The organism is Halalkalibacter kiskunsagensis, from assembly GCF_037027555.1.
Taxonomy (GTDB): domain Bacteria; phylum Bacillota; class Bacilli; order Bacillales; family Bacillaceae_D; genus Halalkalibacter; species Halalkalibacter kiskunsagensis.
The window spans coordinates 1-23,341 of the sequence record NZ_JAXBLX010000032.1 but is presented as its reverse complement, the minus strand read 5'-3'; the positions used below and the strand labels follow the sequence as shown (position 1 = coordinate 23,341).

Below are 23,341 nucleotides of genomic sequence, written 5' to 3'. Positions count from 1 at the left end.
TTTTCCTATATACTTGGTAAATTAGTAAGTTGGTTATATGAGAATAGTTTCATTTAATCTGTAGAATAGAGGTGTTTAAAGGGTGGAATTACAACATAAAGAGGCTCTTGTTGTTCGCTTTTTAGAGTTGTTTGAACAATATGAATATGAATTTAATGAAAAAGGAAAAGAGGACTGGAATACTGCAAATATAGATGAACAGATTGAAATTATTACAGAATTTGCTTTTCATCACAAATTCATATGGGTAGCAAAGATTCTGTTAGAGTTTGCACAGAATCAAAATGAACGAATGTCCTTACAACCGCTCTTTGAGTCAACAAATAATTACTATGAAATTTCTTATTCCATTGATAAAGACAATACAAAATTTGATATAGAAGATTTAATAATTGAAGTTGTTAGCTACGGAGGTCAATTTGTCGGAGAACCATCATATTTAAAAAATAATACTTTAATTTATATATCTGTAGGGTTTGAGAATCCAATGCTTGCTTGGAAATTTCATAGAGAGTTTAGAAATGGAAAATTCTACAGTTGTACAAGAGAGTACCATAAAGAAATTGATGAAAAGATGATTAAAAAGGCAATAAATGAAGGTACGTTTGTATGGGATTATTATAATTTACATGATTTATTGCATAATAGTGGATTTTCTATTAGCAGAGGGATATATAATGATTGGTTAAATTTAGCTGCACTGTTACAAACAGGGTTTGTAGATATATCAGTTGAAGAATGTCCAATTCCAGAAATGCCAGAGCGTAAAATAGGTGACCCAATCAATGAGAGTTATTTTAGTGCTTTATCTGTTAGAGGGACTGCTGAGCGGGGATTCCTTGCGTACTGTTCGTGGTATTGGCTAAACCAAAGAGGGGATGAAGAGATAAGTTTTCCTAGTAGTTTGTGCAATGTAAGTTCAGAACGATTGAAGACGTATGTAAAAGTAGGCGATGCTGAACCTTCACAAATAATCAGTTTTTTCTTATCTCAAGACAAAACATATGTTCATATGCCTTGTTTTACTACCCCTACTTTGATAATTTTCAAACCAAATGAGAAATATTTAGCTTATAAAAATGGAGATAAAGGAAGTAGGAGTCGTGTTAGTGAAGAATTTGAAAAAGTTATTGAATTAGAAGAGGAAAGAAAGGTACAAAGAGAGAAAAAATTGCAGCTGAGGAACTATAATTTGAGTCAGTTGAAAAAGCATGACGAGAACGCCATCTTTACTACTGGACAAGTTGGAAAAATCCTTACTAATGATGAAACAAGTCCATTTAAGGGTCAGAAGGTTTCGACCGAAAAGATAAGAAAGTGGATATTATCAGGTGAACTTAATGGTTTCAAAAATGATAATAAGTGGATGGTTAAAAAAGAAGATTTGATGGATTTTACGAATCGTAAAAGTAAATAAAAGTTAATTATCCATGAACTACTAGGGATGAATCTCTATTTCATTCAAAGTCTCGTCACTGGCTTGATAAACCTATCATTGGTTTGAATCCCGATGAAAGCGGAGGTTATCAAGCTATGGGAATACTTCACTTCATTAGATTAAACGATAAACACAAGGGAATTTTTAAGGACTTAAATACACATGAAGCAATAGCACTATTAGAACAGCAGGAGTTAAACTTTAGTCTAGTTATTCAATCTCTACAAAGGTATGAGCAATGGGAAAATGTGGATTAGGAGGTAGTGGAGTCTAGAGCAGATAAGTATATTCAATTAGAATCAATTGTCTCAGCTGTGCCAGCACAAATTGAAGTAACAGAGACTGAGAAAGAACAAGTCATTAAGTCTAGAATAGGTCAATCAACGTTTAAAAAGGCTCTTTTAGATATGGAAAAGAAATGTAGATTATGTGGTGTTGCTGATGAGCGGTTCCTAAGTAGCAAGCTATATTAAGCCATGGAGTCAATCTGATAATCAAGAGCGGTTAGATGTGAATAATGGTTTGCTGCTTTGTCCTAATCATGATTCTTTATTTGATAAGGGATATATTAGTTTTGGTGATGAGGGTAAGATAATGGTTTCGGATAAATTAGAAGAAGCTACGAAGATTTTTCTTAACATTAATGAAACTATGAGTTTAAGATTGAATGATAGGCAGCGGGAGTACATAAAATGGCATAGGGAAAGTATCTTCAAAAGATAATTTATTTAAGCATAAAGTAAAAAATTGCATTTGAAAAAATAATAGATTTGGAGATTTCAATGTATAAGTTTGAGTGTGAGTTTTATTTAGCGACTGACCCATATAAACCAATAAATACAGAAGAATTTTTTATGTCTGAATGGCAAATTGGAAACCATGGTTCGCTTTATTCAGAAAAATTAATATTGAAGCTAGGTAATCATTATGATGTTTATGATAAAAACAAAATTAAAAAAGGCAATATTTTTAATGTGAAAAACACGTATAGTGGTGTATCATTAGGAAGTTTTTATGCTCTTAATTCAAAAACTAGATCTTCAGATGTATCTGGAGACTTGGGAGAAGCTATTGCAATTACTGGTCTTACTTCCTGTATAGGTCGCCCTATGAATGAATTGTTATTTCAAAGATTTACATCCAATAACCAATGTCCTGATTTTAGAATAGAAACAAATATTGATATAATAAGTAGATTATGGGATATAGCTAAATGGAAATTGAAAAGGTTAGATTTCCCAGATGAAATAACAATGGAAGTGAAGTCTTCTTTTACAGATTATGAAAGGCCATATTCTTATCCTCATAGTGCAATTAGCCAATTATTTAGTTTTTGGAATGAGTGCGAGAAAATTGGTGAAAAGGAACTTAGTGGTTTTGGAATTATTGCAAGAGTACTATTTATCTATAAAATTCCTAAAGTGAGATATTATTTATTTATTCCTAAGGCAAGTTTTGGAAAGCGTAAGTTTAAGAATTATAGGAAAAAAACTGAGGTAATAAGGGACTATGCAAAAGTATTTTTTAATGAGGTATGAGTATGATACAAAACTTTAGCCGGTACGATAGGCTTAATAAAGCCCAGCAACTTCAATGGGTAGCAGATTATGATGAGAGTAATAAAATATATAACCTAATTAAAGAAAACATTGAAACAAACAAATTGTTAGTGGATAGATTTACATTGAATGAGATTGATTACTTAAAAGAGCAACAGGACAAGGTGAAAAATGATGATAGTATAAAGAATCTAGTTCAAACTGTAGAAAATTTAAGTGTTTCCTCATCTAACCCAAATTCAGCTTTTGTTAGATTTTTCGACGACAATGCTTCCTATCTCTTCATAAGGAAGAATCTCTTTTATTATGAGACACGTGCAGTTATGAAGAGTGATTTCATTTGGAATATGTCATTAGAAGGGCAAATGAGTATTGAAGATTTTGAAATCTCTATTGTTTTAAATTCTCATAGTGAGATTGAAGTTTTATTTGAAAACCCAATTGTTTTTGGTAAGTTGCATTTTTCAAGTTTAGGTGTTATTGAGGGCGAATTTTTTGAACGTGAAAGTTTGGAAGGTAAACCTAGAGGTAAAACCTGTCTTTTAATTACAAAAAGTTTAGTTGATCTAGTCTATATAGTTAAATAACGAAAAATTATCAGATCGTTAGTAATAAACGTTTATAATAAAATTTTGATTTTATTATAAACGTTTATTTAATAAGAAGCTGCAACTTTTAACTTAGTAAACATAATAAATATGGAATAGGAGATGAGTCTGCGTGAGTAACATAAGTCTTGAGGAAGTAAAGATAATTAAAAAAATTAAAGAAAAAAATGAGGGTATATATCATAGTTTTATGACAGTCTACAATTTAGTAGAACCATTATTAAATACTCGGATAAGTCAAGTTTTTCCTTTTTATACAATGCACGATGTAAATCATTCTCTAAGAATAATGAGATATATGGGGGAACTCTTACCAGACTTGGAAGAGTTAAATGAGTTTGAATTACTGTTACTTGCCTATTCTGCCCTACTACATGATATTGGTATGGCAGCTTCAGAAGAAGAAGTAAACCAAATAAAAAAGGGAGTATTAGAGTATAATGATTTCAAGTATGAGTCCATATTAAAGAAATTTAATGGAAATCATATTCATGCTATACAAGATTATGTTAGAAGAGTGCATGGAATTAGGTCAGCTGACTATGTAAGAAACTCCTTAAAGGATTATTTACGATTACCCGATCTAACAAGTATTAGCTTTGAAGACCAAGTTTCTTTGATCTGTCAGTCGCATACAGAAGATATCAATTGGATAAAGGGGAAACTCAAAAAAGATGGACGTAAAGGGCAGTATACTTTTAATGCTCAGTTTTGTGCAATTATTCTAAGATTAGCTGATATTCTTGATTTTGATAGTCAAAGAACACCACCGATACTTCTTCAATCAGTTTCCCCAGAGGGAATAAGTAAAGAGGAATGGATTCAACACTTCTCGATTGAAAACTCAGATAAAGTACAAAAAAATGATAGAGGCTTTAGATTAATAGAGTTACATGGAAGATGCGACAATCCCAACATACATAGAAAAATATTAAGCTATATTGATTGGATTAACATAGAGCTAAATAATGCAAATGACTTAACACAGGACTTTCAAGATAAATATAGACTTTTGTTACTTCCTAAAGTTTATAATTTTATAGAATCTGAGGGTTATACTATTGCTGATATGAAATTTAAGGTTAATTATAATTCATCACCAAGTTACTAATGGGTGATGAATTATATGGTAATAAAAAATTGGGTTTAAGAGAATTATTACAAAATTCCATAGACGCTTGTATATTAAAAAAGGAAATACTTGACAAAGGACGAGAATTTGGTGATCAAGAGTTTAAACCAGTAATTAGCATTATATTGGACGAAAATAAAAACCAAGTAATTATCAAAGATAATGGGATCGGAATGAATCTATATGTGTTAAAGAATTATTTTTTGAGATTAGGATCGTCTTATTATAATTCAGATGATTTTAATCTAAAAGGTTACAGTTATAAACCTATTGGGAATTACGGAATTGGTTTTCTTGCGAGTTTTATGTTAACAGACGAAGTTAAAGTTAAAACAAGGCATATGAATGATTCAAAACTTTATGAAGTTGAGTTAAACAAATATGATGAATTTGTTTGTATAAATCATGTTACAGAACATGTGGATCAAGGTACAGAAGTGATACTAAAATATGATCAATTTATAGAGGTATGGAAAGACAGTGAAACAGTATTAAAGTTCTTAAGAGAATATTTTTTAACGAATGAAGTCAGCATAAATTATGTTAATAAGAAAAATGAAGAGCTAATTTCAATAGAAAATTCACTATTTATTAATAATGAAAAAATTAATATTGAATTAAATAAGTACTTAGATGATATAGACGGACAAGTTATACTATCCCAAGAAATAAACAATATCTTCACTACTAGTATTAAAGATATTAGATTCGTAGGTGAACCTTTAGTTTATGATGGTGACAAATTAATTTCTTTAGATGATTCAGATTATGAATTACTTGATTTTCTAAATGATGATAGTTTTTATGTTGTGAATTTTCCTATTATTGAAGATGGAACAGGCTTAGATGACATTATGAATGTTATTGATGATAATGATGAAGCTGTGGAAATGTTTATAGATAAATACGATCCAAACTATATAACATTAATTGCTAAAGAAAACCTAATGGATTATGCACCTCAAGGATACATTGACTATAATACTGAGATATTACCGAATTTATACCTGAGTGATTTCATAGAGTATGGTTTTGATAGTAACACTGGAACTTTAATTGAAGTTGAGAAAAAGCATGTATTCAGTTTGAATAACAATAGCCTATCCTTACAATTAAACAACAAGAAAACTAATTTTATAAACAATTCAAATCCGAATTTTAATTTGTATATTAGAAACATATTCACAAGAAATATATCTTTAAATGTGCCATATAGACTTCTGGATTTAAAAATAAAATCTCTAAGGCTTAACATTATTAATTCAAAGGTAGTTCCTAACGTAACTCGTAATGATCTCAATCAAAATCAGCTTACACAAATAGTTAATGCAGTGTATGTTGCGATCTGTCTTAATATTTATGAAAATTTAGAAGCTGATCTTGAAAGATTAACACTAAAAAAATATTTAAAACGATACTATGAAGAGGAAAACAATTACATTAATAAAGAATATATTAATGCAGTTATCAATTCATAACTCTTTAGATGGAAATATTACTGTAATGAAAATTTGTCTAAAAGCATTATCTACTAGATAGTGCTTTTTATATTTAGAGTAGTTCTTAGTTCTACTAAAGCTTAATTAATAATAAAAAATAGCTTATTGGATAGTGACAAAACTTAATAGTATTGACACCGACAAAGCAACCCAGTATTATCAAGCTATACATAAGTGCCATAATATAGTGCCAATAGTTAAGGTGGTTGTGACAATGAAATATGGGTATGCACGTGTATCTACAGTTGCTCAAGATTTATCGGTACAAATAGATGAATTGACTAAAGAAGGCTGCGAAGAGATAGTACAGGAAAAGTATACTGGTACAAAAACGGATAGACCTCAGTTTAGACTACTAATAGATAAGATAGTTGAAAGGGATACAGTTGTCGTAACAAAGTTAGACCGACTGGCTAGGAATACAAAAGAAGGAATAGAAATTATTGAAAGTCTGTTTAACAGAGGGATAAAAGTTCATGTACTAAATGTAGGCTTACTAGAGAATACAACAATGGGAAGATTTTTTCTTCAAACATTACTTGCTGTTGCAGAAATGGAAAGAAACCTAATCGTTGAACGTACACAAGAAGGAAAAGCCTTAGCACGAAAGCGTGATGACTTCAAAGAAGGTAGACCAAGAAAGCATTCTAAGCAACAGGTTACTCATGCACTTGCATTACTTGAGAAGCATACTTATAGAGAAGTTGAAGATATGACTGGTATATCTAAACGCACTCTGATAAGAAGAAGGAATGAGTTGAAGGCAAATGAGTTAAATGCAACAAGCTAGTTAGAGAGTAATTCAATGTAACATTAACTTGTAATTTGGTAATCTAAGTGGAAAATTTTGCAGATTGATTACTATTATAATCTGATTTAGATAGGTGAAGTAATGTGATTGTACATACTACTTCACCTTATTTTTTTTATCTAATGACCTTTAAAGTTTAGTTCAAAGTGTTATTTTCATAAGTTAAAGGCATATGAAGAACTAGTACATTACTCTGATACAATATTAATTATAGAGAAAAATGATTATCAACCTTCAATATAGCTGTTCTTGTTGTAATTTTTAAAACTAAACACCATTACGTACAGTTAATATAGATGGATTAATTTAATATATCTTACAGTAGGGTATCTGCTTACTTATACTAAAGGTAAGGGGGCTAATTTCCACATTTTTTGCCCTACTTACTCTGCCAATCGACCTATGTAGGTATATCCACACGTCACAATTTTTTGGGGTTTTCACCAATTGTAGTAAGTGTTATCACGATTAATAAAACTCAGGTTTTACTAATTTTAATGTTAGTTAGTGATAAAAGGTCGTTTATTCTAATCAACCCAAACTAATCCATCCTCTTTCATTCCAATTTTCTCCCAGTGTAGTATAATAGACTCATAAAACCTTTTGGGAAAGGTGATCACTATGAACGGTAACTTTTCATTTCTTAGAGGGAATTGGAACGTTCTTGCTAATTTAGGTGAAACAGCAGAGAAGAATGTGTATCACGACCCTCATACGACCATAATAAAACTTCGCTTATTTGGAGAAACGTTGGCTCAACTTGTATTAGCTGCTGAAAATATTAAAGAGGTAAAAGGGACTAATCAAGTAGACCGTATTAATACCCTACGTAGAGAAGGGTTATTAGAACCAGAGCTATTAGATATGTTTACAACGTTGCGTCAAAAGGGAAACAAAGCTGCACATAATGCTGCTTATGGTGAAACAGAGGAAGCGAAAGCTCTATTGCAATTAACTTTTCGATTAGCAACATGGTATATGGAAGTCTATGAAGACTGGAGTTTTGAAGCACCTAATTATGTAGAACCTGTAGAAGAAAAGGTAGTAGATTTAGAGCAGCTACAAAAAGAGCATGATGAGGAAGTGAAACTGCTTAAACGAAAGCTAGAAAGCATGCGTGAGCAGGCTAATAGTGAAGATGAGCATTTAAAAGTACGAAGGAAGAAGAGATCTAAGAAGTTTGTAAGCCGCACAAATCTAACAGAAGCTGAGACTCGCTCCATTATTGATGAGAAATTACGTGCAGCAGGATGGGAAGTGGATACCAACACGTTAAATCATCAAAAGCAAGGCACAACACCTAAAAAGAATCGTAATATGGCTATTGCTGAGTGGAATGTAGGTGGTCGGAGAGCGGATTATGCTTTATTCATTGGGCTAGATCTTGTTGGTTTAATTGAAGCAAAAGCAAACCACAAAACGATTCCTAGTGCATTAGAAAGCCAAACGAAATTTTATGCAAAGAGCATTAAGCAATTAGATAATGAGATTATTACTCCAACTACTGGTGAATACAAAGTACCGTTTTTATATGCTACAAATGGAAGGCGGTATCTAAAGCAGTTACAAGAAGAGTCTGGAATATGGTTCTGGGATTCTCGTAAACCTTTGGAATTTGCTCGTCCGTTAGAAGGGTGGCATTCACCAGATGACTTAAAGCTTCTTTTAAGTCAAGATGACCAAGGAGCTGATAAGAAACTCAAAGAGGAAGATATTACGAAGTTTGGTTTGAGACCATACCAACAGCAAGCAGTTCTCTCAGCTGAAGCAGCATTAATGGCAGGTCAGAGAAGAATGCTTGTAGCTATGGCAACAGGTACAGGAAAGACTAGAACCGCAATAGCTCTAATGTACCGCCTAATTAAATCGAAAAAAGTTCGACGTATTCTATTCCTCGTTGATAGAAGCACATTAGGAAAGCAGACAGCCGATGCACTAGTAGATACAAAAATAGAGGGACTTTCTTTTTCAGATATTTATGATATTAAGACGTTAGATGATATCTCACCAGAAATAGCTACGAAAGTACATATTGCAACTGTACAGGGCATGGTACGACGACTATTCTATAGTAAAGATGAAAAGATACCTTCTGTTGGGCAGTATGACTTCATTATTGTAGATGAGGCACACCGTGGGTATACAAGTGACCGAGAGATGTCTGAAGATGAACTAGAGTTCAGAGACCAAGATGATTATATTAGCCAATATCGTCGTGTGATTGACTATTTTGATGCTTCTTGTTTAGGACTGACTGCTACACCTGCTCTCCATACAACAGACATTTTTGGCTCTCCTATATTTAAATATTCGTATAGTGAAGCGGTTTTGGATGGCTTTCTTGTAGACCACGAGCCACCTTATTTATTTCAAACGGAGCTTTCGGAAGCAGGGATTAAGTTTGAAAAAGATGAGGAAGTTGAAGTGTTCGATGTGGATCAAGGTGAAGTTGTTTTAGAAAAAATGGAAGACACTGTCCATTTTGAAGTAGAGCAATTTAATAAGCGAGTCATTACTGAATCATTTAACCGAGTTATCTTAAATTCACTTGTTGACTATATTGACCCTACCAGTAAAGAAAAAACACTTATATTCGCAGCAACAGACCAACACGCTGACCTAATCGTCCGCCTTTTAAAAGAAGCATTCAAAGATCGTGGCGACGAAATTGAAGACGATGCAATTGCGAAGATAACAGGGTATATTTACAACCCTTTACATGCAATTAAACGGTTTAAAAATGAACCATTACCAAATATCGTCGTTACAGTGGATTTACTTACAACAGGTGTAGATGTACCACCTATCACAAACCTTGTATTTATGAGGAGAATTCAATCAAGAATTCTATATGATCAAATGTTAGGGAGAGCTACTCGCTTATGCCAACAAATTGAGAAGACTCATTTTAATATTTACGATGCTGTGGGAATATACAATAAGCTAAAAAGCTACACAGAAATGAAGCCAGTAGTTAAAAAACAAAATATTAGTATTGATGAGTTATATCAAGGGTTAACTCAAGCTACTTCAGAGAAAGAAGAGATTTTTTATCGGGAACAATTAGTTGCGAAATTACAGCGTAAAAAACAACGTCTGAATAAAGAGGGACAAAAGAGATTTGAAGAGCTTTCAAATGGACAGAGTATTGACGAATGGGTGAAGGAAGTTCAAACTTATACACCAGAACAAGCACAACAACATAACATTCTCTTTGAATATGTAGAATCGTACAGAACCAAAGGGGAAAGAAGGTATATCTCAAGCCAAGATGATAAGGTGACAGGCGTCAGCCGTGGCTATGGTGAGGGAAACAACAAGCCAGAAGATTATCTAGATGGATTTGTAAAATTCATTAAGGAAAACTTAAATGAGATTCCTGCATTACATGTGGTTTGTACAAGACCCAAGGAGTTAACGAAGAAGGATTTAAGAGAGTTGATTACGATCTTAGAGACGAAGGGATTTAAGCAATCTCATTTACAATCGGCATGGAAGCAAACGAAGAATGAAGAGATTGCAGCTAATATCATTAGCTTTATTCGACAAGCCGCATTAGGTGAGGCGTTAGTAGATCATGATACTCGGATTAGGCAAGCGATGCAAAAGGTATATTCACTTCATGATTGGACTCCTCGGCAAAAGAAGTGGTTAGAACGGATTGAAAAGCAGCTAATCAAGTTTCCTGTTCTTGCCCCGACGTCAGAGGATGCATTTTCAGAAGAGCCTTTCCGTAGCCAAGGTGGATATAATCAGTTGAAAAAAGAGTTTGGCGAAGAGATAGATAAAGTTGTACAGACGATTAACGACAACTTATACATTAGTTAATTTATTGCCTCTTTTATGAGGCTCTTTTTGCGTTTATACTAGGTAGATATATAAATAATAGGCTTTATTTGGAGGATGAAATGAACAACCAAGAAATTGTACAAAAGCTATGGAATTTATGTAATGTACTTCGTGATGACGGAATTACATATCAACAGTATGTAACCGAACTAACTTACTTACTATTTTTAAAAATGATGAAAGAGCAAGGAGAAGACACTGAGAAAGTAATCCCAGAAGAATATCGTTGGGATAGGCTTGTTGAAAAAGAAGGAACAGAGTTAAAAACGTATTATCAACGCTTATTGTTAGAGCTTGGAAGCAATGAGCATGAGCGTCTTCGTTTAATTTATAGCGATGCTTCTACAAGTATTACAGAGCCAAAGAACCTTGAGAAAATTATTAAATCTATCGATGCTCTTGATTGGTACAATGCTAAAGAAGAAGGTCTAGGAAACCTTTATGAAGGATTGCTAGAGAAAAACGCCAGTGAAACCAAGTCGGGTGCTGGTCAGTATTTTACACCTCGTGTCTTAATTGATGTCATGGTTCAGCTTGTTGATCCAAAAGTAGGAGAACGTTGTAATGACCCTGCAGCAGGTACATTAGGGTTTATGATTGCGGCTGATCAATATCTGAAAAATAAAACGGATGATTATTTTGATTTAGATCCACAAGAAGCAGAATTTCAAAAGAAAGAAGCATTTAGTGGGATGGAACTTGTAAAGGGTACACATCGTTTGGCTCTAATGAATGCATTGCTTCATAATATTGAAGGACGAATGGAGAATGGAGATTCTTTATCGAGTAATGGAAAATGGATGAATAACTTTGATGTTATTTTAACCAACCCTCCATTTGGTACGAAAAAGGGAGGAGAGCGTGTATCACGTGATGACTTGACATTTGAGACATCAAATAAGCAATTAAACTTCTTACAGCTAATCTACAATGCATTAAAAGATAATGGACAAGCTCGAGCTGCTGTAGTTTTACCAGATAACGTTCTTTTTGAAAGTGGTGTAGGTTCTCAAATTCGTCGAGACTTAATGGATAAGTGTAACTTGCACACGATTCTTCGTTTGCCTACGGGAATTTTTTACGCTCAAGGTGTGAAGACAAATGTCTTATTCTTTACACGTGAGAAAACGGATAAGGGCAGTACAAAAGATGTTTGGGTCTATGATATGCGAACAAACATGCCTTCTTTCGGTAAACGTAATCAATTAACCATGGCTCACTTTGAAGAGTTCATGAAGGCTTACGTTGCGGAAAACAGAGAAAAGGTTAAAGACGAGCGTTGGGATAAATTTACTCGTGAAGACATTGCAAAAAAGAATGATAGTTTAGATATTGGCTTAATTGCTGATGAGTCACTATCTTCATATGATAACTTACCAGACCCAATTGAATCAGCTGAAGAAGCAATTTTAAAGCTACAACAAGCAATGGACTTATTAACCGAGGTAGTGGAAGAGTTAAGTGAGACTGAAGAAGTTAAGGTGAAGAATTGATGGTTAAGAAAAAGAAGACAGTGGAAGAGTTATTAAATGAGGCGTTAGTACCAGTTGAAGAGCAGCCTTACGAAGTGCCTGAGAATTGGGTTTGGGCAAGTTTAAAAAGTATAAATAGCTCAAAAAAACGTGGATTCCAACCAAAAGATTCTTTAGATGAGACATTTGAATTATACAGTGTTCCAAGTTATCCAACAGGTATACCAGAAAAAGTTATGGGTCATGAGATAGGCTCTAGTAAGCAATTTGTAAATGAGGATAATGTATTGCTCTGCAAAATTAATCCAAGGATTAATAGAGTATGGAAAGTGTCAAAGAGTCAACAAAATTATAGGCAAATAGCATCGACGGAATGGATTGTAGTTGAGAATTTAAAACTAAACGCTGATTATATTTTGTACTTTCTAAAAGTACCATTTTTCAGAAAGTTACTTACTTCGAATGTTACGGGTGTAGGTGGTTCACTAACCAGAGCACGCCCAAAAGAAGTAGAAAACTACCCTATTCCCATTCCTCCCCTAAATGAACAAAAACGTATTGCTGATAAGGTGGAGCGACTTTTAAGCAAAGTAGATGAAGCGAAGAAACTGATTGAGGAAGCAAAGGAATCCTTTGAACTTCGACGAGCAGCCATATTGGATAAAGCTTTTCGTGGAGAGTTGACGAGAGAGTGGAGAAGGAAAAACAGTAATTCTATTGAAGGTAATTATTATATAAACAAAGATGATGTAATCACTAATGAAGATGAAGAATACTCTGATATATTATATGCGTTGCCTAATTCGTGGAATTGGTTCAAACTAAAGGATTTTGAAAATGATGAACAGTTAGTTTTAACGGGACCTTTTGGTACTTCATTGGGAAAAAAAGATTTTGTTAATAGTGGAGTCCCTGTATTAACTATAGGGTGTCTGACGGAGAATGGGTTGAGTTTAGAAAAAGCAAATTATGTAACCGAAGTTAAAGCGAAGGAATTGAGTAAATACCAATTAAGAAAAGGCGATATTTTATTTTCAAGAATGGCTACGGTAGGAAGGGCTTCAATTGTTGAAAGTGATCATATTAACTCTATCTTCAACTATCATATTATGAGAGTACGATTACCTCAAGAATTGAATATTAGTTATTTCTTATATGTGGTTAAGGGTTCTATTTCAACTAAACGATACCTTAAAAAAGTAAACCATGGTGCGACTAGAGATGGTATTAATACAAATGAATTATTAAATTTACCTATTCCATATCCTTCTTTTAAAGAACAAGAAGTGATAGTAGAAAAAATCAATGATTTTTATAAGAGAGAAAATATTGTTATGGAATATGTAGAAAACTGTGAAAAGAAATTATTATTGCTTAAACAATCAATACTCTCAAAAGCTTTCAAAGGGGAACTTGGTACAAATGAACCTTTTGAGGAAAATGCAATTGAGCTGTTAAAAGAAGTCCTTCAAGAGCAAAGTAGATAAATTATGATGAAAGGCATTCGGTGATTATTCGGGTGCTTTTGTTTATACTCATAATCTCAAGACCCATGAAAAGAAATGATTCGTGCAGTAGTCCTCATTATACCTAATAATGGTATAATATACTTAGGAAACCTTTTCGGACACAGGGGATAAAGGAGTTGTTCTCTGTGAAAGGAAGCATAACGAAAAATAAGAAAACTGGTAAGTGGGATTTCTACTTTAATAATGGATATGATCCACAAACAGGGAAGAGGAAACAAGTAAGAAGGAGGGGATTTAGTAGTAGAAAAGAAGCAAATCTTGCTATGACAAAATTGATTGTTGAAATAGAGAACCAAACAGAATTATTAAATGATGTTTCCAAAACTATGTTTTCTGATTTTGCAAACGCTTGGATTGAAATTAAGAAAATTTCTATTCAATACTCAACCTATAGCAGGTATAGACAAACAATCAAGAACTTAATTGCTCCTTATTTAGGACAGTTAAAGTTAAACCAATTAACGGAAGATGTTCTAAATCATTTTATCCAATCTTTGGTGAAAAAAAACCTTGCTAAATCAACAATTAGGAGAGCTTGGATTACTGTAAAACAAATCCTAAAAAGTGCTAGTAAAAAAGGAGCTTTTAACTATCAACTTGTTGAGGAAGTAAAAATACCTCCCATGGAACAGACAGCTAAGTTTTGGAGTGAAGAAGAAATTGAAATTTTTCTAAATGCTCCAAATAGATTACAAAGGCTATCGAAGCACTATTACGCTTGTGCTTTTACTATTCTAACTGGATTAAGAAAACAAGAGGTTTTAGCCTTGAGGTGGAAGGATATAAACTTCAAGGAACGAATATGTCACATCCAACAAACGGTTGTTGAATCCGAAACAGGTTACAAAATTGCTCAAAAAGGTAAAACGCAAACTTCTTTAGGTAAGATCATTCTTCCTCAAAAAGCAGTAGATATTTTAGAAAAACAAAAAGAACATATACTTATGAATAAATCAGAACTAGACAGCGAATACACTGACTTAGATTTAATCTTCTGTAGAAGAAATGGAAAGATATTAAAGCCATCTTTAATAAATAATGGGTTTGATATTACAATTAAAAATTTAAATCTTCCTAAAATTCGCTTTCATGATCTACGACACACTCATGCAACTTATTTGTTGAGTAAAGGCATTAATCCTAAAATCGTACAAGAAAGATTACGTCACAAAGATATTAAAACGACTCTAGGTATATACGGTCACGCTACTCTAACAATGCAAACAGAAGCAGCCAATTTATTAGATAAGTCCTTTTGATGTAAAACTGTGACCGCTACTGTGACTGCTATCTAAAAAGTGAAAAAATAAAAAACCCCATTTTACCAATGGGGCTGGCAAACGATTGATCCACTGCGTTTCTCATAATCAACACGAACATCAAAATCATGTTTCTCATAAAAATGGATGAGTCTGTCAAGATGGTCCCAATCACGTTTGGCGATGTCGCCTTTGATGTATTGGACGTTTTGATCTTTGGCGTGTTCTTTTAAGTAATCCATGCAGATCGAGCCGTAGCCTTTGTTTTCTTCGCCTTTGATGTCGCCAATGAAAATCGTTGAATTGTTTTCATATTTTGCTTGAATGGAGAAGTCCCAAACTCCTCTATAGGCTGACTCACAGTCATTTAGCATGATTTTACAAACCTGCCCATCATCTACAATAGACACAATCACCCATTTTTCTTCTTTTGTTTGTTCTATTCCTATAATTTGCCATTTCTTAGCTATTTCTTTCACATTTTCTTGCATGCGGAACACTTGAAACTCTAAGTCTTCTAAATTTTGTTCAAGCTCTTCCGGATTTTTCTTTTCCTCCTCCGCCCCAAGCTTTGTTAAAAGCACCAAACCACTCCTTCTCCGTCTTTTTCTAATTAATAAATCTTTATCGATCTCACACAAGTTATATATTATAACGGTTCACTCGAAAACGTGCAAGTCCAAATACTCCGATATCAAGTGAATTACTCTCCGAAACTAATCGTTTACTCGCTATATCGCTAGCGACAATAAGCTTACTCGATGGATTTTTTCAGTGGCCTTCTATTTACTCACCATATCCCAATTATGAAGAAAAAGCTGCCCCAGACAAGGAGGCAGCTGACGAGTTAGAATTTATAAGTCCAGAAACGCTCTGTATGTAACCATTCAAGAGCTACTTTATCACCGCTCGCCCATTTCGGTTCCATTTCTTTAAGCATCCATGCTGTTTGTGAAAGATGAGCTCGCATGGCGTTTTTCTTTTGCTCTGCAAAAGCGGAGACATCCATAATTACATCTGCGGGACCAATTTCATCTTCATGATTATTGGAAAAGGCGAGACAGTGTAGAGTCGGACGATCTTGGTCATCCATGCGTTCAACCGCTCGAACGACTGCTCGGCCTGTGGCATCATGATCTGGATGAACCGAATGGCCCGGGTAGAAGGAAATTATTAAAGAAGGGTTTAATTCTTTAATAAAATTGCTTACAAGAAGAGTTAGCTTTTCATCATCTTCAAATTCAATTGTTTTATCTCGGAATCCAAGCATACGTAAATCTTCAATTCCCATAGCTTCTGCAGCTAGTAGCAACTCTTTCTTCCTAATTTGCGGTAGTGATTCTCGAGTAGTAAAAGGAGGATTCCCTAAGTTTCGGCCCATTTCACCAAGTGTTAAACAAGCATAGGTTACGGGAGTACCATTTGCTACGTGCATTGCAATCGTCCCGGATACGCCAAATGCTTCATCATCTGGATGTGGAAATACTACAAGAATATGACGTTCTTTGTTCATAGGATTTTCCCCTTTCTATTCGAATGGTGTTTTACTAATTTGCAGTGCAACTCCAAGTTTTCCATCTTGTCCATGACCTGCAAGTAGAAATCTATTACTCTCATCTAACTCAAAATGTGTTAGCCCTTCAGCGTAGACCCAGCCAATTTCAAGTTTTAGTCCGACTCGGTAAGGTCCGTCTCCCATGATCTTTCCATGCCGATAAGTGATTTTGGCGTTTCGAATATAAGCACTTGCAGAATAAAAAGATGCATCATTATGAGATGCATAAGCTCCATTGGTTGTTTCTAAATGCAAATATACTTCTTGATTTGCGAAAGAATTAAGTAAGTTTTGTACTTCATCAAAATTAATAATAACGTCCATACGATCCTCCCATTCTTCATCCTTTATGAATTAGTATAAAGCAAATTAATCTGAACAACCAATAAATGTGCACCGCGTTTCTAACTTGGTCTAGATTTTACAAAATAAATATGGAATAAGTACCAACATGCACAACGGTTGCTCGTGTAATATTATCCTCTTTTTTGATAAGATAGAAATTGAGTGATTTGGAGTCATAGAATTAGTAGATAATCGAAGTTAAGACATGAATAAATAAGTAGGTGAAAATAATGAAAGATGATACTCGACCTGAAGAAGACGAGGAGTATATACCGACTCCTGAGGATTTTCTATTTGATGAGGAAGAAACGGAAGAAGAAATAAAAAAGAAACATTCTAAGAAATTAATGATTCGATTAATCGGAGTCGGAGTAGCATGTCTACTTCTTTTACAAGTAGCAAATATTTGGTTTAATCTTTTTTCACTGGATTCACGTGAACTAGCTCGGACCTCTGATGAGTTAAGTCAACAAGAACATATCGTTGAATTTAAAGAATCTGTTGTTACAATACAAGGAAATGGTGGGAGAGGAACAGGGTTTAATGTTCATCCGAATGGATATATTTTAACGAATCATCATGTGATTCATAATCGACAGCCATTAGCTTTCATATTTCCAAGTGGGGAGATCTTTCATGCGAAAATCGTCGAATCAAATCAAGAGTTAGATGTTGCTTTATTAAAAATTGATGGGGGTGATCTCCCGTATTTACCTTTGCGTGTGCATGATGCGAAAGAAGATGAGAAAATTTACGTCATTGGCAATCCACTTTCTCAAACCCAAATTGTCAACGATGGTGAGATTTTAAATGATGAAGCACCTTATCAAGTTTTGAAAATTTCTAATGATATTTTTCCAGGGCATAGTGGAAGTCCCGTTTTATCAGAAAAAGGAGAAGTTGTAGGTGTTGTATATGCTAGGTCAATTCCACCGATTCGAAGTCAAGAAGAGGGGCACGGTCTGGCAATTCCAATCGAACGGATTGTAACAGAGATTCCTCAATTAAAAGAGTTGTTTGATGACCTTTAGTTAAGAGCAAGCCGATGCCATATTTTCAAATATGGTTGGCTTGCTCTTTTATTGGGTTATTAGAAGTAACAGCTAATGAACACTTGTACTATTACAAACTGTAACAAAATAGGATAGTATAAAAAGGTTTTTAGGAGGGGAATTATGTCAACAGGACTGCTTCTTTTTTTCGTATCATCTACATTCTTGTTTATCTGTTATTACGTAGTCATTGTTCAAAATCGCGAACAGTCACAAATGAGTGTAATGATGGCGGCAATGGCTGGTGGGATGACAGCGGGTCTTCTATTTGGAACAATTATGGGTCTCTTACTCAGAGGCGACTTTGTTCAGTCTACGATCTTAGGAATTGTTATAGGAATGACGATTGGAGCTTTTCTCGGCCTTCCATCTCAACTTATTACAACAATTGAAGGCATGTTAGCTGGGTTAATGGGAGGGATGATGGGCGCAATGGTTGGAGAAATGTCTCCAGTTGGCCAAGAAGATTCATTGTTGAAATTTCTATTTATGATGAGTTTAATCGTACTTTTATTCACAGTTCGCTTATTCCATGCACCCTCAAAGTCTCTTTTTATTACATTTCTTAGAAATCCGCTAATTGCATTGTTGCTTGTTCTATTTGTATTTCTAGCCTTTGAACAAGTGACGACCTTCTTCCCAGAAGAACAAGGTGATCCAATCCAACATCACTCTGTTCTAAGATTTAGATGATTGACAAGCATGAAAATTTGTATAATAGTAAAAGTATACTAAGAAAATGGGAAAGCGAAAGGAGAGTTGCCGATGTCAGATGAAATGGAACATAAAATGGTAAGTCATCGACAAACTCGTGACAAAGAGCAGATGATTAACCGATTAAAACGAATCGAAGGTCAAGTAAGAGGAATACAAAATATGGTGGAAAATGACCGTTATTGTGTTGATATCATTACGCAAATTTCTGCCATTAATGCAGCAATGAAAAAAGTAAGCTTGCAACTAATGGAGAATCACACGAAACATTGTGTAGCTGATGCGATTAAAAGTGGAAATGGAGAAGAATCAATTGCTGAATTGATGGATGTCTTTGAACGATATACAAAGTCATAATCAATGTGAGAATCAGCATCTTGATTACCCTAGGGGTGTATGGTAATATAGGGTTACAATCTTAAATAAAGGTGATGAACAATTTGGAGAAAACAACGCTTCAAGTATCAGGAATGTCATGTAATCATTGTGTTTCAGCAGTTGAAGTTAGTGTTGGAAAGTTGAAAGGAGTAAATTCTGTTCAAGTAAATTTGGATAGTGGCACAGTACTAGTTGAATATGATCCGAGTGGATTATCGCTTGATACGATTAAAGAAGAAATTGAAGAGCAGGGATATGACGTTGTCTAGTTCTCATTCCTGAGTTACGTGCCCATTTGGCACGTTTTCTTTTATATGATATATACTATACGGGGGTATGGATGTTGGTTTGAGTTTTTATAATAGGGGGGAAAAACATGTCAAAAGAAATAGATATCACCTTTCAAGTACGCGGGATGACGTGCGCAGCATGTTCTTCAAGGATTGAAAAAGGAATTTCACGTATGGACGGGGTAGAAGAAGCAAATGTAAATTTAGCGATGGAAAGAGCTACTGTCCGCTTTCATCCTGACGAGATAAGTATCGGTCAAGTATTCGATAAAGTTGAGAAACTTGGGTACCAAGTACGAACAGACAAAGCTGATTTTCATGTGACTGGGATGACGTGTGCAGCTTGTGCTAATCGAATAGAGAAAAAAATAAATCGATTAAAAGGGGTTCAGAACGTAACAGTAAACTTAGCTCTTGAAACAGCTACAGTCGAGTATGTTCAAGGGGTGGTTTCTACATCTGATATGAAGGAGGCTGTTGATAAGCTTGGTTTTGGACTAAAAGAGAAAACGGATAAAGCAGAGAACGCAAACATAAAAGAGCAAGAGATGGAAACACAACTCGGGAAATTTTTGTTTGCGGCTATCTTAACAATCCCTTTATTTTGGTCGATGGTGACTCATTTTGAGTTTACTTCATTTATTTGGATGCCTGAGATGTTTATGAATCCATGGGTGCAGTTAGCGTTTGCCACACCAGTGCAATTTATCGTAGGAGCTCAATTTTATGTAGGAGCGTATAAAGCATTACGAAACAAAAGTGCGAATATGGATGTTCTTGTTGCTCTTGGAACATCTGCAGCTTATTTTTATAGTATTTATTTAGGCGTTGAGGCGATGGAACAAGGAATGGCTGTGCCTGATTTGTATTTTGAAACATCAGCTGTCATTATCACGTTAATTGTATTAGGAAAGCTCTTTGAGGCGCGTGCTAAAGGGAGAACAAGCCAAGCAATTCAAAAGTTACTAGGCCTTCAAGTGAAAACAGCAACTGTTCTTCGTAGTGGGGAGTCTGTAACGATTCCGCTTGAGGACGTGTTAGTAGGAGATCAAATAATTGTGAAACCTGGCGAGAAAATCCCAGTAGATGGAACGATCATTGAGGGACATTCAGCGGTTGATGAATCAATGTTAACGGGTGAGAGCATTCCGGTAGATAAAACTATAGGAGATACTGTGATCGGATCAACACTTAACAAAAATGGTTCGTTGACTATGAGCGCAACAAAGGTTGGGAAAGACACCGCATTAGCACAAATTATTAAAATCGTTGAAAATGCACAAGGTTCAAAAGCAAATATTCAACGAATGACCGATAAAGTGTCAGGAATTTTTGTCCCGATTGTCATCATAATTGCGATTATATCCTTCTTCGTTTGGTATGTATTTGTCACACCAGGCGACTTAGGTGCCGCACTAATACCAACGATCTCTATTTTAGTAATTGCTTGTCCATGCGCATTAGGACTTGCTACACCAACGTCAATCATGGCTGGGTCAGGAAGAGCTGCAGAATTAGGACTGTTATTTAAAGGTGGAGAGCACCTCGAGAATACTCAGTCCATTCAGACGGTGGTCTTTGATAAAACAGGAACGATCACAAAAGGGGAGCCGACATTAACAGATTTAATTAGTGAGGGAACACTTGAAAAAGAGACGCTTTTACACTTAGTAGCCTCCGCTGAAAATAAGTCAGAACATCCGCTAGCACAAGCAATTGTTCAATACGCAGAAGAGGCAGGAGTTGTACTTTCTAATACAGATGAATTCGAAGCGATCCCAGGGCATGGAATACGAGCAATTGTTAACGGATATGTCTTACTCGTTGGTACGAGAAAACTATTGAAGAAAACTGATATTACATTTGAAGCTGCAAATGAGAAAATGAGCAGTTTAGAAAAGGAAGGAAAAACTGCGATGTTAATTGCAGTAAACGGACGGTATGAAGGAATTGTAGCTGTAGCAGATACAGTGAAAGAGACATCCAAACGAGCGATAACAAAGTTGCACAACCTAGGGTTAGAAGTCATTATGTTGACAGGCGATAATAAACGGACGGCTGAAGCAATTGCCAAGCAAGTTGGGATTAAGCAGGTTGTAGCAGAAGTATTACCGGAACAAAAAAGTGCAGTCATTGAACAATTACAACAAGAAGGAAAAAAAGTCGCCATGGTCGGAGATGGATTAAATGATGCTCCAGCACTTGCAGTTGCAGATGTCGGGATGGCAATTGGAACAGGTACCGATGTTGCGATCGAGGCGGCAGATATTACGTTAATGCGAGGCGATATTACGAGTGTTGCTGATGCGATTATGATGAGCCGAAAAACGATGGTAAATATTAAGCAAAATTTGTTTTTTGCTTTCATTTATAATTCATTAGGTATACCAATAGCGGCAGTAGGTTTGCTCGCGCCGTGGGTAGCAGGTGCTGCAATGGCTTTTAGTTCTGTTTCCGTTGTTTTAAATGCTCTTCGATTACAAAAGATGAAGCTAGCAGAGCAAGAAAAGGAGGGTTCAAAATGACGAAAACAGTTATAAATTGGGTATTCTCCGCTATTGCAATTTTAATAGTGATTATTGGATTTTATATGAGTCTAGAAGGAACAAGCAATGAACCAAGTCACGAGCATAATCCAACACATGATGAGGAGGAGAATTCTCAATCTGCTGAGACAGGTTCGACAATTGATATCGATATCAATTACAGCAATGAAACATTAACAATTTCAGTACTGAATCAAGAAGGAGATATTCCAGACCTAGCCATAACACATGAAAAACTCATGCATCTCATATTAATTAGTGATGATCTTGAATCGTTTATTCATCTCCATCCAAAACAAACAGAAGAAGGTATGTTTGTAGTTGATATAAAGCTTGATCACATGAATTATCAAGCATTTGTTGATATAAAGCCAGAGAAGGACGTATATCTAACAGAACCTATTCCGTTAGATGAGCAGCATTTGCATCATCACTCTAGTCTTCAAGCAGATGAAACAATGGTGAAAGAAATAGATGGTGTTGAAGTTGAACTTTTTTATGAACCTCTTCTTGCGGGAGAACATGCAAGTTTGCTGTTTGAGGTAAACAATGGAACTCCAGAACCGTATTTAGGAGCATTGGGTCATGTTGTTATTGTTGATGAACTCCTCTCTACCTTTATACATGTACATCCAGAGTCTACTGAAAAACCTGTTTTTGAAGCTTACTTTGAGGAAGCGGGAATGTATAAGCTTTGGGCAGAATTCAAAATAGATGGCGAAGTATATGCATTTCCGTATATGATAGAAGTGAAATAATTCTTTGATGAGATGAGGAGGGTTAGACAAATGACAAAATCAGGGCAAGAACGGAAAAATATATTACCTGGTACAGAAGTGGATATTGTGTTGAAACAAGATCAACGGTCTGGGAAAACAACAAGAGGGATTGTCAAAGATCTTTTAACGAAATCTCCAAACCATCCGCACGGGATTAAAGTTCGTTTACAAGATGGTCAAGTTGGAAGAGTAAAAACAATTATTGAAAACAGTTGAGCGATTCGTCTCAACTGTTTTTTGCGTTTTCGAAAAAGCCCCCAAAGGGAAGGTCACTCGTAAAAGAGGATGGAAGTGGCAATGGCTCCACACGATGCACGTTCGTAAGGGGAAGGCCGCCCAAAGCTTCACTAAGAAGCCCGGATCGGCTCTGCTCATTGCTCCGAGAAAGTCCCCAAATGGAAGGTCGCCCGTAAAAGAGGATGGAAGTGGCAATGGCTTCACACGATGCTCGTTCGTAAGGGGAAGGCCGCCCAAAGCTTCACTAAGAAGCCCGGATCGGCTCTGCTCATTGCTCCGAGAAAGTCCC

General features: G+C 35.1%; 22 protein-coding genes. 19 read left to right on the top strand and 3 right to left on the bottom strand.

Features of this window, described 5'->3' with window-relative positions:
* Positions 1 to 82 precede the first annotated feature (82 nt).
* The 12 genes from SLH51_RS17235 to SLH51_RS17180 all read left to right on the top strand — a co-directional run bounded on the left by SLH51_RS17235 (position 83) and on the right by SLH51_RS17180 (position 15,156).
* A complete protein-coding gene (locus SLH51_RS17235) occupies positions 83 to 1,417 on the top strand; it encodes a helix-turn-helix domain-containing protein (RefSeq protein WP_335962659.1) in 1,335 nt (444 codons plus the stop codon).
* A 284-nt stretch (positions 1,418 to 1,701) separates the two neighbouring features.
* A complete protein-coding gene (locus SLH51_RS17230) occupies positions 1,702 to 1,911 on the top strand; it encodes a hypothetical protein (protein WP_335962658.1) in 210 nt (69 codons plus the stop codon).
* A 37-nt stretch (positions 1,912 to 1,948) separates the two neighbouring features.
* The gene (locus SLH51_RS17225) at positions 1,949 to 2,161 is read left to right on the top strand and encodes an HNH endonuclease (RefSeq protein ID WP_335962657.1); all 213 of its coding nucleotides are present in this window, start codon (positions 1,949 to 1,951) and stop codon (positions 2,159 to 2,161) included.
* A gap of 59 nt (positions 2,162 to 2,220) precedes the next feature.
* On the top strand, positions 2,221 to 2,976 hold the full coding sequence (locus SLH51_RS17220) for a hypothetical protein (protein ID WP_335962656.1): 756 nt from the start codon (positions 2,221 to 2,223) through the stop codon (positions 2,974 to 2,976).
* A 2-nt stretch (positions 2,977 to 2,978) separates the two neighbouring features.
* A complete protein-coding gene (locus tag SLH51_RS17215) occupies positions 2,979 to 3,584 on the top strand; it encodes a hypothetical protein (RefSeq protein WP_335962655.1) in 606 nt (201 codons plus the stop codon).
* Positions 3,585 to 3,717: 133 nt separating this feature from the next.
* A complete protein-coding gene (locus SLH51_RS17210; RefSeq protein ID WP_335962654.1) occupies positions 3,718 to 4,716 on the top strand; it encodes an HD domain-containing protein in 999 nt (332 codons plus the stop codon).
* The gene (locus tag SLH51_RS17205) at positions 4,716 to 6,215 is read left to right on the top strand and encodes an ATP-binding protein (protein ID WP_335962653.1); all 1,500 of its coding nucleotides are present in this window, start codon (positions 4,716 to 4,718) and stop codon (positions 6,213 to 6,215) included. The genes SLH51_RS17210 and SLH51_RS17205 overlap by 1 nt, the downstream gene beginning before the upstream one ends.
* A gap of 235 nt (positions 6,216 to 6,450) precedes the next feature.
* Complete coding sequence (locus SLH51_RS17200) at positions 6,451 to 7,026, top strand: recombinase family protein (protein WP_335962652.1); 576 nt, start codon at positions 6,451 to 6,453, stop codon at positions 7,024 to 7,026.
* 642 nt (positions 7,027 to 7,668) lie between these two features.
* The gene (hsdR, locus tag SLH51_RS17195) at positions 7,669 to 10,875 is read left to right on the top strand and encodes a type I restriction-modification system endonuclease (RefSeq protein ID WP_335962650.1); all 3,207 of its coding nucleotides are present in this window, start codon (positions 7,669 to 7,671) and stop codon (positions 10,873 to 10,875) included.
* 80 nt (positions 10,876 to 10,955) lie between these two features.
* Complete coding sequence (locus SLH51_RS17190; protein WP_335962649.1) at positions 10,956 to 12,389, top strand: class I SAM-dependent DNA methyltransferase; 1,434 nt, start codon at positions 10,956 to 10,958, stop codon at positions 12,387 to 12,389.
* On the top strand, positions 12,389 to 13,855 hold the full coding sequence (locus SLH51_RS17185) for a restriction endonuclease subunit S (protein WP_335962648.1): 1,467 nt from the start codon (positions 12,389 to 12,391) through the stop codon (positions 13,853 to 13,855). The genes SLH51_RS17190 and SLH51_RS17185 overlap by 1 nt, the downstream gene beginning before the upstream one ends.
* A 167-nt stretch (positions 13,856 to 14,022) precedes the next feature.
* On the top strand, positions 14,023 to 15,156 hold the full coding sequence (locus SLH51_RS17180; RefSeq protein WP_335962647.1) for a site-specific integrase: 1,134 nt from the start codon (positions 14,023 to 14,025) through the stop codon (positions 15,154 to 15,156).
* Positions 15,157 to 15,218: 62 nt separating this feature from the next.
* Here the strand turns inward: SLH51_RS17180 and SLH51_RS17175 are convergent, their stop codons facing one another.
* The 3 genes from SLH51_RS17175 to SLH51_RS17165 form a co-directional block, all read right to left on the bottom strand.
* Positions 15,219 to 15,743, bottom strand: a complete 525-nt coding sequence (locus SLH51_RS17175) for a GNAT family protein (protein WP_390184040.1) — start codon at positions 15,741 to 15,743, stop codon at positions 15,219 to 15,221.
* Positions 15,744 to 16,003: 260 nt separating this feature from the next.
* Complete coding sequence (gene bshB2, locus SLH51_RS17170) at positions 16,004 to 16,669, bottom strand: bacillithiol biosynthesis deacetylase BshB2 (protein WP_335962645.1); 666 nt, start codon at positions 16,667 to 16,669, stop codon at positions 16,004 to 16,006.
* Positions 16,670 to 16,684: 15 nt separating this feature from the next.
* A complete protein-coding gene (locus tag SLH51_RS17165; RefSeq protein WP_335962644.1) occupies positions 16,685 to 17,035 on the bottom strand; it encodes a YojF family protein in 351 nt (116 codons plus the stop codon).
* 251 nt (positions 17,036 to 17,286) lie between these two features.
* Here SLH51_RS17165 and SLH51_RS17160 point away from each other — a divergent pair, with 251 nt between their 5' ends.
* The 7 genes from SLH51_RS17160 to SLH51_RS17130 all read left to right on the top strand — a co-directional run bounded on the left by SLH51_RS17160 (position 17,287) and on the right by SLH51_RS17130 (position 23,031).
* Positions 17,287 to 18,087, top strand: coding sequence for a S1 family peptidase (locus SLH51_RS17160; RefSeq protein WP_335962643.1), 801 nt, complete (start codon positions 17,287 to 17,289; stop codon positions 18,085 to 18,087).
* A 144-nt stretch (positions 18,088 to 18,231) separates the two neighbouring features.
* A complete protein-coding gene (locus SLH51_RS17155) occupies positions 18,232 to 18,801 on the top strand; it encodes a hypothetical protein (RefSeq protein ID WP_335962642.1) in 570 nt (189 codons plus the stop codon).
* A gap of 72 nt (positions 18,802 to 18,873) precedes the next feature.
* The gene (locus tag SLH51_RS17150) at positions 18,874 to 19,179 is read left to right on the top strand and encodes a metal-sensing transcriptional repressor (protein WP_335962640.1); all 306 of its coding nucleotides are present in this window, start codon (positions 18,874 to 18,876) and stop codon (positions 19,177 to 19,179) included.
* 74 nt (positions 19,180 to 19,253) lie between these two features.
* Positions 19,254 to 19,469, top strand: coding sequence for a copper chaperone CopZ (gene copZ / locus SLH51_RS17145; RefSeq protein ID WP_418770171.1), 216 nt, complete (start codon positions 19,254 to 19,256; stop codon positions 19,467 to 19,469).
* A 107-nt stretch (positions 19,470 to 19,576) separates the two neighbouring features.
* Positions 19,577 to 22,015 carry a heavy metal translocating P-type ATPase gene (locus SLH51_RS17140; protein WP_335962636.1) on the top strand — a complete coding sequence of 813 codons (2,439 nt, stop codon included), beginning with the start codon at positions 19,577 to 19,579 and terminating at the stop codon, positions 22,013 to 22,015.
* On the top strand, positions 22,012 to 22,794 hold the full coding sequence (locus tag SLH51_RS17135; protein ID WP_335962635.1) for a hypothetical protein: 783 nt from the start codon (positions 22,012 to 22,014) through the stop codon (positions 22,792 to 22,794). The genes SLH51_RS17140 and SLH51_RS17135 overlap by 4 nt, the downstream gene beginning before the upstream one ends.
* A 30-nt stretch (positions 22,795 to 22,824) precedes the next feature.
* Entirely contained in the window at positions 22,825 to 23,031 is a 207-nt protein-coding gene (locus tag SLH51_RS17130; RefSeq protein WP_335962634.1) for a YwbE family protein, read from the top strand.
* Positions 23,032 to 23,341 lie beyond the last annotated feature (310 nt).